The following is a 12,365-nucleotide window of genomic DNA, read 5'->3' on the forward strand; positions in this document are numbered from 1 at the left end:
GACGTTAGGACCGTTCAAACGGTGTTAACAAGACGTTGACGTGCGAGCAATAAGCGCAAAACTCCAGGTCAGCCGATGGGGGTGAGTTCGACGGGCACGCCGTTGAGGACGGCGTTGCCGGACAGCGGGTCGAGCAGGCTGCCGTCGAGGAGCTGGTTGACGTTGACTCCGGGGTCGGCGGAGGCGTGGCCGAGGCGGGTGCCCGGGCGGTCGTGGCCCCAGCCGTGCGGGATGCTGACGACGCCCCGGCGCACCCCGTCGGTCACCTCGGCGGGCACGGTCACCTCTCCCCCGGCGCCCTTGACCCGCACCGGCTCCCCGTCGCGCAGCCCGAGCCGCTCGGCGTCCTCGGGGTGGACCTGGACGGTGCAGCGGTTGCTGCCGCCGGTGAGGGCGGGGACGTTGTGCATCCAGCTGTTGTTGGACCTCAGGTGCCGGCGTCCGACGAGGACGAGCCCGGTGGGCCGCTCGCCCGCCGCCCGCCGCAGCCGCGGGAGGTCGTCGGCGATCGGCCCGGGCAGCAGCTCGATCTTCCCGCTGCGGGTCTTCAGCGGCTGCGGCAGGCGCGGCCGCAGCGGCCCGAGGTCGATGCCGTGCGGATGCGCGAGCAGCCGTTCCAGGCACAGCCCGTCGGGGCGGGCGCCGAAGCCGTCGCCGTAGGGGCCGAGGCGCAGCATCATGTCGAGGCGGCGTTCGGGGCCGCTGTCGCCGGCGAGCCGTGCCGCGAGGTCCTCGGGGTCGCGGCCGTGCACGGGTGAGTGCGGGTCCGCGACCGCCTTGCCGAGGGTCTGGCCGACGACCAGGTCGTCGACGGCGCGGGGGTCGGCGCCGTGCATCCCGGTGACGGCCAGGGTCAGCCGGGCGAGGATCTCGGTCTCGGCCATCCGGCCCGGCTCCAGCGGGACGGCGGGGCGGGTGTAGCGGACCTGGTTGCGGACGGCGAGGGTGTTGAAGGCGAAGTCGTGGTGAGGGCTCTGGGACGGCGGGGGCGGCGGCAGGACGACGTCGGCGTGGCGCGAGGTCTCGTTGAGGTACGGGTCCACGCTGACCATGAAGTCGAGCGAGTCGAGCGCCTTGTCCAGCCGGTCGCCGTCGGGCGCGGAGAGCACCGGGTTGGCGGCCACGGCGATCAGCGCCCGGACCGGGGTGCCCTCGTCCGTCGCGGTGTCGATCTCCTCGGCGAGCGCGGAGAGCGGCAGTTCGCCCTTGGCCTCGGGGTGCCGGCTCACGCGGGAGTGCCAGCGCCCGAGCGCGAAGCCCCGGCCGGGACCGGCGGGCCGGGGGGTGCGGTCCGTGGCGGCCTGCGGGAAGAGGGCGCCGCCGGGCCGGTCGAGGTTGCCCGTGAGGATGTTGAGGACGTCGACGAGCCAGCTCGCGAGGGTGCCGTACGGGACGGTGCAGCTGCCGATGCGGCCGTAGACGGCGGCGGTGGGGGCGGCGGCGAGTTCACGGGCGAGGGTGCGCACGAGCGCGGCGTCCACGTCGCAGGCGGCCGCCACCGCCTCCGGGGTGAAGTCGCTCACGGCGTCGCGGAGTTCGTCGACTCCCTGCACATGGGCGCTCGACTCGCCGAGCCGCACGAGCCCTTCCTCGAACAGTACGTGTGCCATCGCCGCGAGCAGCAGGGCGTCGGCGCCGGGCCTGATCGCGATGTGCCGGTCGGCGAGCCGCGCGGTGCGGGTGCGGCGGGGGTCGATGACGGTGAGGGTGCCGCCGCGGGCCCTGAGCGCCTTGAGCTTGCCGGGGAAGTCGGGTGCGGTGCACAGACTCCCGTTGGACTCCAGGGGGTTGGCGCCGATCAGGAGCAGGTGGTCGGTGTGGTCCAGGTCGGGCACCGGGATGGCATTGGCGTCGCCGAAGAGGAGTCCGCTGGAGACGTGCTTGGGCATCTGGTCGACCGTGGAGGCGGTGAAGAGGCTGCGGGTACCGAGTCCGGCGAGCAGCACCGGCGGGTAGAGCGCGCCGGCCATGGTGTGCACGTTGGGGTTGCCGAGGACGACGCCGACCGCGTGCGGGCCGTGGCGCTCGACGACCGGGCGGATCCCGGCGGCGACGGCGTCGAAGGCCTCCGCCCAGGTGGCCTCGCGCAGTTCGCCGTCCCGGCGGACGAGGGGCGTGCGCAGCCGGTCGGGGTCGCCGTCGACGGCGCCGAAGGAGGCGCCCTTGGGGCAGACGAACCCGTTGCTGAAGACGTCCTCGCGGTCGCCGCGGGCACCGGTGACCCGAGTTCCCTCGACGGTCAGGGTCAGCCCGCAGGTGGCCTCGCACAGGGGGCAGATTCGCAGGGCGGTGCGGGACACGGGTCCTCCTGGGAAGGCGGCGGCTGTGGCGCTCTCGTCCGCCGAGCATACCGACCGGTATGCATGCTGGGGAGGCCCCGGCCCGCGCGATCCGGCGGACGCGTCAGTCCAGCACGCGCCCCAGATACGCCCGCAGCAGTTCCCGCGTCTCCTCGATGACCTTCGGGTCGCCCTCGGGCGCCACCCGGAAGGCCAGGTGGACGAGGGTGTCGGCGGTCTCCACGGCGATGAGGAAGGCGCGTCGCAGGTCCTCGTCGGGGGTGCGGCCGAGGTAGGCGGAGAGCAGGTCGGTGAGGCGGTCGGCGACGCGGTGGTTGGGTTCGGCGCGCGAGCCGACCGGGATCTGGTTGCCGAAGTCCACGAGCGAGAAGCCGGGCGCGGTGCGCTTCATGGCCAGGTACTCGTCGAGGACGGCGTCCATCGCGGCCCGCCAGTCCCCCTGCCGGGCGCCCCGCAGCCGCTCGGTGACGCGCTCGGCGTACCGCTCCAGGTTGCGCTGGGCCAGCGCGTCGGCCATCTGCTTCTTGTTGCCGAAGAAGCGGTAGACCGACCCGATGGGGACGCCGGCCCGCTGGGCGACGGCACGGGTGCTCAGCGCGTCGTAGCCGACCTCGTCCAGGAGGTCGGCGCAGGCGTCGAGGATTCTGGTCAGCCGTTCGGCGCTGCGCCGCTGCACGGGCGCGCGACGGAGCGATGTCGCGTGGGGCACGGGCTTCATGATGCCTTTCCGCCGTGGTCAGGTGAACCTCGCCCCTGGGTACGGAGAAAGGTGCCCGGTGCACTCGACGCGGCGGGGGACGACGCGCCCGCGCCGTCCGCGACCCCCGGTCCGGAGCCGGCGCCCGGCTCCGGCTCCGTCGTTCCCCTTTCCGGCGCCGTCTCGGGCTCCGTCTCGGGCTCCGTCTCGGGCTCCGTCTCGGGCTCCGGCTCCGGCTCCGGCTCCGGCTCCGAGGCCGTGATGTCCGCCGTGCTCTCCACCGGCTTCCCGTCGACCGCCCACACCGTGCCGTCGTCGGCGTACAGCCGTGCGGTGACCTGGTGGGTGCCGTGCGCGAGGTAGCCCTCGGGGATGCGGTAGGAGGGGTCGCGCAGGTCGGCGAGGGGCGAGCCGTCCACGAAGAGCCGGGCGATGCCGCGGCCGCTGACCGCCGCCTCCGCACCGGACGGCGACAGGCGGAAGCCACGCAGCTTCAGGCGCACGTCCCAGCCGCCCTCCGCGTCGGGCTCCACCTCGAGACCGACCTGCGGCGCGCCCTTCCCGCCGATCTCCCGGTAGTGCCGCCCGTCGTCGTCGGTGTCGTCGAGCACCGTGCCGACGGGCGAGGGCGAGAGCGTGCTCTCCCGCCCGGCCGGCGCGGGCGCGCCACTGGTGCCGCAGCCCGCGGATCCGGTCACCGACAGGACACAGACCGCGAGCGCGGGCAGGATTCCACGCGTCCACGACATGCCCGGGAGCGTAGAACACGGGTACGACACGGGGATCCCCCCAGGGTCTGGTTCTCGCCACCCGTGATCGTCCTCCGAGAGGAGGACCCGCGCACCTCTTGCGTCCGGGAAACCGCAATCCTACGGTGATGCAGAGGAATCGTCGGTCGAGGGAGCACGCATGGACAGCGGGGACGCACGCAAGACGGCAGAGGGACTGACGTACCTCACGGGATTCGGCAACGAGCACGCCTCCGAGGCCGTGCCCGGCGCCCTGCCCGAGGGCCGCAACTCCCCGCAGCGCGCGCCCCTGGGCCTGTACGCGGAGCAGCTCAGCGGCTCCGCCTTCACCGAGCCGCGCGCCGACAACCGCCGCTCGTGGCTGTACCGGATCCGTCCCTCGGCGGCGCACCCGGCGTTCACCCGCACGGACAACGGCGCTCTGCGCACCGCCCCCTTCACGGACACGGTCCCGGACCCGAACCGGCTGCGCTGGAACCCCCTCCCCGATCCCGCGCCGGGAACGGACTTCCTCGGGGGCCTGTGGACCCTGGGCGGCAACGGCGACGCCGCCCAGCGCGCCGGCATGGCCGTGCACCTCTACCACGCCGACGCCCCCATGGACCGGGTGTTCAGCGACGCCGACGGCGAGCTGCTGATCGTGCCGGAGCGCGGCGGCCTGCTGCTGCGCACCGAGTTCGGTCTGCTGCACGCCGAGCCGGGACACGTCGCGCTGATCCCGCGCGGGGTCCGCTTCCGGGTGGAACCGCTCGACGGGACGGCCCGCGGTTACGTGTGCGAGAACTACGGCGCCCCGTTCCGCCTCCCCGACCTCGGCCCCATCGGTGCCAACGGCCTGGCCAACCCGCGCGACTTCCGCGCGCCCGTCGCCGCGTACGAGGACGTCGAGGGTCCGGTGGAGGTGGTCAACAAGTACTGCGGCAACCTCTGGAGGGCCACCTACGACCACTCGCCCCTCGACGTCGTCGCCTGGCACGGCAACCACGTCCCGTACGTCTACGACCTGCGCCGCTTCAACGTCATCGGCACGATCTCGTACGACCACCCGGACCCGTCGATCTTCACGGTGCTGACGTCCCCGTCCGACACCCCCGGCCTGGCCGGCGTGGACTTCGTGGTCTTCGCGCCGCGCTGGCTGGTGGGCGAGGACACCTTCCGGCCGCCGTACTTCCACCGGAACGTGATGAGCGAGTACATGGGGCTGGTCGAGGGGGCCTACGACGCCAAAGCGGAGGGCTTCGTACCGGGCGGCGGCTCGCTGCACAACATGATGTCGGCGCACGGCCCGGACCGGGAGACGTTCGACCGGGCCAGCGCGGCCGACCTGGTGCCGCACAAGGTCGACGACGGGCTGGCGTTCATGTTCGAGACGCGGTGGCCGCTCGCCCTCACCCCGCAGGCGGCCGGCGCGGACCACCTGCAACAGGGCTACGACGACGTGTGGTCGGGCCTCGAACGCCACTTCCGCCCCTTGCACTGAGGATTCCCGCCAGGTACGGATGGCCCCGTGACCTCCTTCGCGCCGGACTCGATCGTCCTGAACCGCAAGCTGCCGCTCTGGTACCAGGTGTCGCAGTCGCTGCGCGCCTCGATACTCGGCCGCTCGGCCGCGGACCCCCTGCGGCTGCCCACCGAGGAGCAGTTGGCCGGGCACTACGGGGTGAGCGTGCTGACCATGCGGCAGGCTCTCAAGGAGCTGGAGGACGAGGGGCTGATCACCCGGCACCGCCGCCGCGGCACGTTCATCGAGCCGACGGCCCGGCGGGGCGCCCCGGTCAGGCTGCTGGGCTCGGTCGACGCGATCGTGGCCCAGCAGTCGGGCATGGTGACGGAGCTGCTCTCGCACGGCTCGGCGCCGGTCCCGGCGGACGTCGCCGAGCACTTCCCGGACCTGGCGGAGGTGGCGACGTACCACCGGCTGCGCGGCGACGAGAAGACGGACGAGCCGACCAACCACGCCCGCAACTACGTCCGTCCGGAACTCGCCGCGGTGATCGACCCGCAGGACCTGGTGCGCTGGCCGATGACGAAGGTGCTGCGGGACGTGGTGGGGGCGGACATCAGCCGGATCACCGACACGGTCGAGGCCCGCCTCGCGGACCCGGAGACCGCCCGGCTGCTCCGGATACCGCTGCTCAGCCCGATCCTGCACTACACGGGCGTCACCTACGACGGCGGCGGCCGCCCGCTGGACGTGGCCGTCATCCACTACCGCGGCGACCGCTTCTCCTTCACGGTCACCCTCGACGCGCACTGAGCACGTCGTACGATGCCACGCGTGACGCGCGACGAAGCTCCGCCGCTGGCGGACCTCATGCCGTGGTCGGTCGCACCGCCGCGGCTCGGCCGGGAGTGGCCGACGGCCCCCGATCCGGCGGCCCTGCGGGCCCGTTGGGACCGCCTGCTGGCGGCGGAGGGAGCGGACCGCGAGGCCCTCTTCCAGCCGACCCGCTCGCGCACCGCGCACACCGCGGTCGCACAACTGCCCGGCGGGCCCGCCGGCACCGGGAGGCTGATCCGCGCCACCGGTCCCTGCCCCGAGCCGGTCCGGGTCCTGGCCGCCCCCTTCGACGAGCAGTGGCTCATCCCCGACCACCGGCTGATCGACGCGGCCCGCCCCGAGCTGTGGCGGGTGGCGGACGCGCACCAGGTCTTCGTGGTGGAGTCGGCCGAGGCCCCGCACCTCCTGGCGACCTCCCGCTTCCCGATGCTCCGCGCCGGCCGGATCCGTCCGCTGTACCGCCGCCCCGGCGGCGGGGAACCCAACCTCGCGCCGGGCCTGCTGGACCACCTCGGCCACTCCCGCGACCCGCTGGACTTCCTCGCCTGGACCCTCGCCGCCGTCCGTCCCGACCTCACGGTCCCGCTCCCCCGGGACCCCGGGCCGTGGTCCCGCGGCGTCGCCCTGGGCCACCGCCTGCTGCGGCTCCTGCGCCGCGACGGCGAGCGCCCCAAGCTGCCCGGCGGCCGCCGCCCCTACGTCCGCGCCCCGCTCCCCGCCCTGCCCCTGACCGTCCGCTACGACCCCGGCGAGGAGGTCCTCCACCTCGACGAGGGACGCGTCTCCCCGGTCCCCCCGCGGGCCTGGGACTTCGAGGCGGGCGGCGTCCGGGTCCTGGAGCGGTGGTGCGCGGTCCGCACGGCACCCGGCGAGGCCGGCACCCTCTCCGCCCTCCGCCCGCGCACCTGGCCCCAGGCCTGGACCTCGGAACTCCTGGAACTCATCACGGTGTTGACCCTGCTGGCGGAACTCCTCCCCCAGCGTGCGGAGTTGCAGGTGACGGACGGCGTCACGGCGTCGGACCTGCGCGCGGCGGGCGTGCTGCCGGTACCGCACCGGGCCCGTCGCCCCGCTTCGGTCCTGACCCTGGACGAGGAGGGCCCGGAGGGCCAGTTGGCGCTCCTCTAGGACGTGTTCACGGCCTGGGCGCGAAGACGTCCAGCACCCGCTCCACCGCGAACCCGAACACGGCCTCCGGGTCGAACGCCCGGATCTCTTTGAGCTGCGCGGACCGGCCGGATCAACCGGATCAGCACCGGATCCGTCTTCTGGTCCCCGTCGTACTTCGCGGGATCCTGCGGAGGCGCACCACTGAGCATCGTCAAGGACTACAAGGACTACATCGACCACCAGAAGCGGCCGGCCTGACCGTCAGAACGAAAACGCGGAGAACTCCGGCGCTTCGCGCCTCCGGACCAAGGATCGCATTCCCGCCCGGCCTGAAGGCCGGGATTCCCTGCGAAGATCAAGGGATGGACCAGCAGCCCCCGCCCCCACCCCTGCCCCTGCCCCTGCCCCTGGAGGGCCTGACCGTCGTCGCCGTCGAGCAGGCCGTCGCGGCCCCGTTCGCCACCCGGCAGCTCGCCGACCTCGGTGCCCGGGTGATCAAGGTCGAGCGGATCGACGGCGGCGACTTCGCGCGCGGCTACGACACCGCCGCCCGCGGCCTCGCCTCGCACTTCGTGTGGTGCAACCGCGGCAAGGAGTCCATCGCGCTGGACCTGAAGGACCCGCGCGGCCTGGACGTCGTACGCCGGCTGGTCGCGGACGCGGACGTGTTCGTGCAGAACCTCGCGCAGGGGGCGGCGGCCCGGCTCGGCCTGGACGCCGCCACCCTGTGCGCCGCGCACCCGCGCCTGGTCGCGGTCGACATCTCCGGGTACGGCGCGTCGGGGCCGTACGCGGACAAGCGGGCGTACGACATGCTCGTACAGTGCGAGGCGGGGCTGGTGTCGGTGACGGGGACGCCCGGGCAGCCGGTGAAGGCGGGCATCCCCGCGGCGGACATCGCGGCGGCCATGTACGCCTTCTCGGGCGTGCTGGCGGCGCTGGTGCGGCGCGGGACGACCGGGCGGGGCGGGCCGGTGGAGGTGTCGATGCTGGAGGCGCTGGCCGAGTGGATGGGGCATCCGCTGCACCACGCGATGCACGGCGGCACGGCCCCCGCGCGCACCGGCCTCGCGCACGCCGTGATCGCGCCCTACGACGCCTATCCGACGGCCGACGGCGGGCGGGTGCTGCTGTCGGTGCAGAACGACCGGGAGTGGCGTCGACTGGCGGAACTGGTGCTGGGACGGCCGGAGTTGGGGAGTGACCCGGCGTACGCGACGAACGCGGCGCGGGTCGCGCACCGGGAGCGCACCGACGCGCTGGTGGCGAGGGCGCTGGGCGCGCTGGACGCCGACGAGGCGCTGGCGCGCCTGGAGGCCGCGGGCATCGCGTGCGCGCGGCTGCGGGATCTGCACGAGGTGGCCGGGCATCCGCAGCTGGCGGCCCGGGGACGGTGGCGGGAGGTGGACTCGCCGGTCGGGCCGTTGCGGGCGCTGCTGCCCCCGATCACACTGCCGGGCGGGACGGAGGCGCGGATGGGGGCCGTGCCCGCGCTCGGGGAGCACACCGAAGCCTTGCTGCGTGCCGTGGGGATGACGGACGAGGAGATCGCAGCGCTGCGCCGGGACGGTGTGGCCTCCTGAGCGCGGGCCTCAGTGCTTGTTGTTGCTGCCGAACAGCGAACGGCGCAGTCGGCGCAGCGGTGCGAACAGCGAGACCCCGCTGATCCGGGCACCCCTCGGACTGCGGTGGGCGGGTGCGCGCGACGTCAGTTCCCGCATGAGGGAGGTCGCCTCGACCGTCTCCCGCTGCGGTATGGCGGGGCCCGCCAGCACCGAGAGATGGCGGTCGAGACGCGAACTGGTCGCGTTGCTCCCGCACGTGATCGCAGGGACCCTCGCCCTGCTGCGCATCGTTATCTGTTCCATGTCACTCCCCACCCGTACGAGTCCACCCGGCCCGGGCAGGGTAACCCTATCGCCCCGGCGAGGCACACGTGTATCGCGGTCACAGGAATCACCTTCCCCGTAAGGGGGTTGACGATCCCTCCACCATTACTCTCCGAATCCGACCGATTCCAGGGTGAGTTGGACAACCGGCTGAGTGGTGGGCTGCGGTGATCCCCCGTCGGGCTCGACGGTCACGGCGAGTGACGTCGATGAGGGCTCGAGCCCGGTGGCGACCAGGGGCCCGTCACCCTCGAAGAGGCCGAGAGAGCGCGGTTGCGCGTCGGGGCGCATGACCCAGAGCTGGTGCACCCGCCCGCCGGACAGCCCGTCACGTCCGCTCAACGTGACGACCGCCTCGCCCGCAGAAGCGGAGGCGATCACTCCGATCGTGCCGCCCCGCGCGTCCTTGCCGGTGCTCGCGCGGGCGTCCGGAGCGGCGAGAACGTGGGCGATCTCACGTGCCCGGGCCCGCTCGGCGTCGAGCTGGTCCTGGGTGCGACCGGCCTGGACCGCGAAGAGCGAGGCGACGACGAGCGCGGCGGCGGCCGTCGCGGTGGCGAACGGCGCGAACAGCGGGCGGCGCGCCCGGGGCGCACGGGAGCGTCCGGGCGGCGGCCGCACGCCCCAGACGTGCGGCGGCAGTTGGGGCGCGCGCTCCCGTGACGACTCACGCGCGGGCTCCTGCGGTGTCGTGCGCACGGCGGCCAGGACCCGGTCCCGCATCGCGGCCGGGGGCGGCGCGGCCGTCGACCAGGCCAGACGGACGGCGTCCTCGGACAGGGCGCGCACCTCGGCGGCGCAGCGGTCGCAGCCGCTCAGGTGTTTCTCGAAGCGGCGCCGCTCGCCGGATTCGAGGGCGTCGAGGGCGTAGGGCGCCGCCAGCGAGTGCAGGTCCTCGCGGCGGAGGAAACCGAGGACGCTCACGCGGCACCTCCCAGGCAGTGGCGCAGCCGTGTGAGTCCGTCGCGCATCCGGGTCTTGACCGTGCCCAGCGGCAGCGAGAGCCGCTCGGCGACTTCGCGGTAGGTGTAGCCGTCGTAGTAGGCGAGGGTGACGGACTGGCGTTGCAGGGCCGTGAGCCGGTCGAGGCAGCGACGTACCCACTCGCGTTCCAGACCGGCCTCCACCTCCTCGGTCACCTGGTCGAAGGCGGGGTGGTGGGCGCGCTGCGCCTCGCGCTGCTCGCGCTCGCCGGCCGCACGGGCGCTGCGCACCCGGTCGACGGCGCGGCGGTGGGCGAGGGTGAGGATCCACGACAGCGCACTGCCGCGCCGGGGGTCGAACCTGGCGGCGGAGCGCCAGAGTTCGAGCAGCACCTCCTGGGAGACCTCCTCCGACTGCGCCGGGTCCCGCACGACGCGCCGCACGAGTCCGAACACCGGCCCGGACACGATGGCGTAGAGCCGTTCGAACGCGTTCTGGTCGCCTCCCGCGACGAGCACCAGCAGTTCGTCCGCCTCCATCCGGTCCCCCTCCCCGCGGCCGCATCCCGGCCGTCCCGTCGTACCAGGCACTCGCAACGCACACACCTCCGGCAGGAGTACGGATTCCCGGGGCGAAAAAGCGGGTGAGCAGGAAAGAAAAAGTTTTTGGGTTTCGACCAATCCAGTCGGCGTCCCCATTCCGTATCACTGTCCGTCAGGCAAGTTGGCACTGAGGACGGACGGCATGACAGCTATCTCCAGGAGCGGATCCGGACGCAGGGGCGTCGCGACCCTCATATGCGGGGCACTGGCCGCCGGGGGTCTCGCGGCCGCCGGCGTCGCCACGCTGGCACCCGGGGAGGCGGCCGCCTCCAGCCACCGGGAGGCCCCGCTCATCTCGGGCACCCCGCAGTACGACAACACCGACGTGTACGCCTTCGTGAGTCCGGACAAACCGGATACCACGACGATCGTCGCGAACTGGACCCCGTTCGAGGAGCCGGCCGGCGGCCCGAACTTCTTCCCGTTCGCGGAGGACGCCCAGTACGACATCCACATCGACAACAACGGTGACGCACAGGGCGAGTTGCTCTTCCGCTACACCTTCAAGACGCATGTGAAGAACAAGAAGACGTTCCTGTACAACACCGGGGCGGTCGAGAGCCTGGACGACCCCGACCTGAACGTGACACAGACGTACGACCTCGAACTGGTCAAGCTGAGGAAGGGGAAGGCCGTCCGCACGACCAAGCTCGCGGACGACGTGCCGGTGGCGCCGTCGAACGTCGGCAAGGCCTCGATGCCGGACTACGCCAAGCTGCGCAAGCAGGCGGTCTACAAGCTCTCCAACGGTTCACAGACCTTCGCCGGCCAGGCCGACGACCCGTTCTTCCTCGACCTGCGCGTCTTCGACCTGCTGTACGGCGGGAACCTCTCCGAGGTCGGCAACGACACGCTCAAGGGCTACAACGTCAACTCGATCGCCCTCCAGGTGCCGACGGACCTGATCACCGAGTCCGAGCACCAGCCGATCGTGGGCGTCTGGTCGACAACCCAGCGCCGTAACGCGCAGGGCTACTACGCCCAGGTCTCCCGGCTGGGCAGCCCGCTGGTCAACGAGGTCGTCAACCCCATCAAGGACAAGGACAGGTTCAACGCGTCCGAGCCGAAGGACGACGGTCAGTTCCTGAAGAACGTCACCAACCCCGAGCTGCCGAAACTCATCGAGGCGATCTACAAGATCAAGGCGCCCGCCGAGCCGCGCAACGACCTGGTGGACGTGTTCCTCAAGGGCGTGAAGGGGCTCAACCAGCCGCCGAACGTGACGCCTTCGGAGCAGCTGCGCCTCAACACCTCCATCAAGCCGACCGCCTCCCCCAAGCGGCTCGGTGTGCTGGACGGCGACAACGCGGGCTTCCCGAACGGGCGCCGGCTCACCGACGACGTGATCGACGCCTCGCTGCAGGTCGTCGAGGGCGAACTGCTGGGCGCCAAGAACGACCTGGGTGACGCGGTCGACAAGAACGACAAGCACTTCGAGAAGGCCTTCCCCTACGTCGCGCTGCCGACCGAGGGTTCACGCGGCCCGCTCGCCAAGGGCGTCAGCACGGGCAACGACGTCCGCAACCAGCTCGGCGACGCGCTCCGGCCCGCGGGCACCACGTCCGGGACGGACACCACCGTGATCGCCGCCTCGGCGGGCGCCGGCGCGGCCGGGATCCTGCTCATCGGCGGCGGGCTGATGTGGTGGCGCCGCACGAGCGGCGGCCACGGCCGACGGGCGTACCGGGGCTAGGGTCTTCCGTCTGGACCGGGCCGGATCAGGGAGCGGGGTCCGGTGCCGGGGGCACCTCCCGCGCCTTTCGGGCGGTGGGGGAGCCTCGCGAGGCGGAGGAGGGAGTCGGGGCGGAGCCCC

At 72.9% G+C, this 12,365-nt stretch carries 11 protein-coding genes and 1 pseudogene; 6 read left to right on the plus strand and 6 right to left on the minus strand.

Going from position 1 to position 12,365, the window contains the following annotated elements; genetic code table 11:
- Positions 1–68 precede the first annotated feature (68 nt).
- The 3 genes from ACGFQC_RS27125 to ACGFQC_RS27135 all read right to left on the minus strand — a co-directional run bounded on the left by ACGFQC_RS27125 (position 69) and on the right by ACGFQC_RS27135 (position 3,746).
- Positions 69–2,300, minus strand: coding sequence for a molybdopterin oxidoreductase family protein (locus tag ACGFQC_RS27125; protein ID WP_363089300.1), 2,232 nt, complete (start codon positions 2,298–2,300; stop codon positions 69–71).
- A 103-nt stretch (positions 2,301–2,403) separates the two neighbouring features.
- Entirely contained in the window at positions 2,404–3,018 is a 615-nt protein-coding gene (locus ACGFQC_RS27130; protein WP_363089301.1) for a TetR/AcrR family transcriptional regulator, read from the minus strand.
- On the minus strand, positions 3,015–3,746 hold the full coding sequence (locus tag ACGFQC_RS27135) for a nuclear transport factor 2 family protein (protein WP_363089302.1): 732 nt from the start codon (positions 3,744–3,746) through the stop codon (positions 3,015–3,017). The genes ACGFQC_RS27130 and ACGFQC_RS27135 overlap by 4 nt, the downstream gene beginning before the upstream one ends.
- A 160-nt stretch (positions 3,747–3,906) precedes the next feature.
- On the opposite strand from ACGFQC_RS27135, the gene hmgA reads away from it, so the two are divergent.
- The 5 genes and pseudogenes from hmgA to ACGFQC_RS27160 all read left to right on the plus strand — a co-directional run bounded on the left by hmgA (position 3,907) and on the right by ACGFQC_RS27160 (position 8,720).
- Complete coding sequence (gene hmgA, locus ACGFQC_RS27140) at positions 3,907–5,226, plus strand: homogentisate 1,2-dioxygenase (RefSeq protein ID WP_363089303.1); 1,320 nt, start codon at positions 3,907–3,909, stop codon at positions 5,224–5,226.
- A 27-nt stretch (positions 5,227–5,253) separates the two neighbouring features.
- Entirely contained in the window at positions 5,254–6,003 is a 750-nt protein-coding gene (locus tag ACGFQC_RS27145; RefSeq protein WP_363089304.1) for a GntR family transcriptional regulator, read from the plus strand.
- Between the two features lie 12 nt (positions 6,004–6,015).
- Positions 6,016–7,155: a type ISP restriction/modification enzyme gene (locus ACGFQC_RS27150; RefSeq protein ID WP_363089305.1), complete on the plus strand. Its 1,140-nt coding sequence runs from the start codon at positions 6,016–6,018 to the stop codon at positions 7,153–7,155.
- 132 nt (positions 7,156–7,287) lie between these two features.
- Positions 7,288–7,395 (plus strand): annotated as a pseudogene (locus ACGFQC_RS27155) (IS200/IS605 family transposase); the annotation flags it as partial.
- A gap of 104 nt (positions 7,396–7,499) precedes the next feature.
- Positions 7,500–8,720, plus strand: a complete 1,221-nt coding sequence (locus tag ACGFQC_RS27160) for a CaiB/BaiF CoA-transferase family protein (RefSeq protein ID WP_363089306.1) — start codon at positions 7,500–7,502, stop codon at positions 8,718–8,720.
- A gap of 9 nt (positions 8,721–8,729) precedes the next feature.
- On the opposite strand, the gene ACGFQC_RS27165 is transcribed toward ACGFQC_RS27160, so the two are convergent.
- From ACGFQC_RS27165 to ACGFQC_RS27175, 3 genes are all read right to left on the minus strand, one after another.
- Positions 8,730–9,005: a hypothetical protein gene (locus tag ACGFQC_RS27165; RefSeq protein WP_363089307.1), complete on the minus strand. Its 276-nt coding sequence runs from the start codon at positions 9,003–9,005 to the stop codon at positions 8,730–8,732.
- A 126-nt stretch (positions 9,006–9,131) separates the two neighbouring features.
- Positions 9,132–9,950 (minus strand): anti-sigma factor domain-containing protein, encoded by an 819-nt coding sequence (locus tag ACGFQC_RS27170; protein ID WP_363089308.1) that lies wholly within the window; start codon positions 9,948–9,950, stop codon positions 9,132–9,134.
- The gene (locus ACGFQC_RS27175) at positions 9,947–10,489 is read right to left on the minus strand and encodes a sigma-70 family RNA polymerase sigma factor (RefSeq protein WP_363089309.1); all 543 of its coding nucleotides are present in this window, start codon (positions 10,487–10,489) and stop codon (positions 9,947–9,949) included. The genes ACGFQC_RS27170 and ACGFQC_RS27175 overlap by 4 nt, the downstream gene beginning before the upstream one ends.
- A 205-nt stretch (positions 10,490–10,694) precedes the next feature.
- On the opposite strand from ACGFQC_RS27175, the gene ACGFQC_RS27180 reads away from it, so the two are divergent.
- Positions 10,695–12,245, plus strand: coding sequence for a DUF4331 domain-containing protein (locus ACGFQC_RS27180; protein ID WP_363089310.1), 1,551 nt, complete (start codon positions 10,695–10,697; stop codon positions 12,243–12,245).
- Positions 12,246–12,365 lie beyond the last annotated feature (120 nt).

The organism is Streptomyces sp. NPDC048734, assembly GCF_043198675.1.
In the GTDB taxonomy this organism is placed as follows: domain Bacteria; phylum Actinomycetota; class Actinomycetes; order Streptomycetales; family Streptomycetaceae; genus Streptomyces.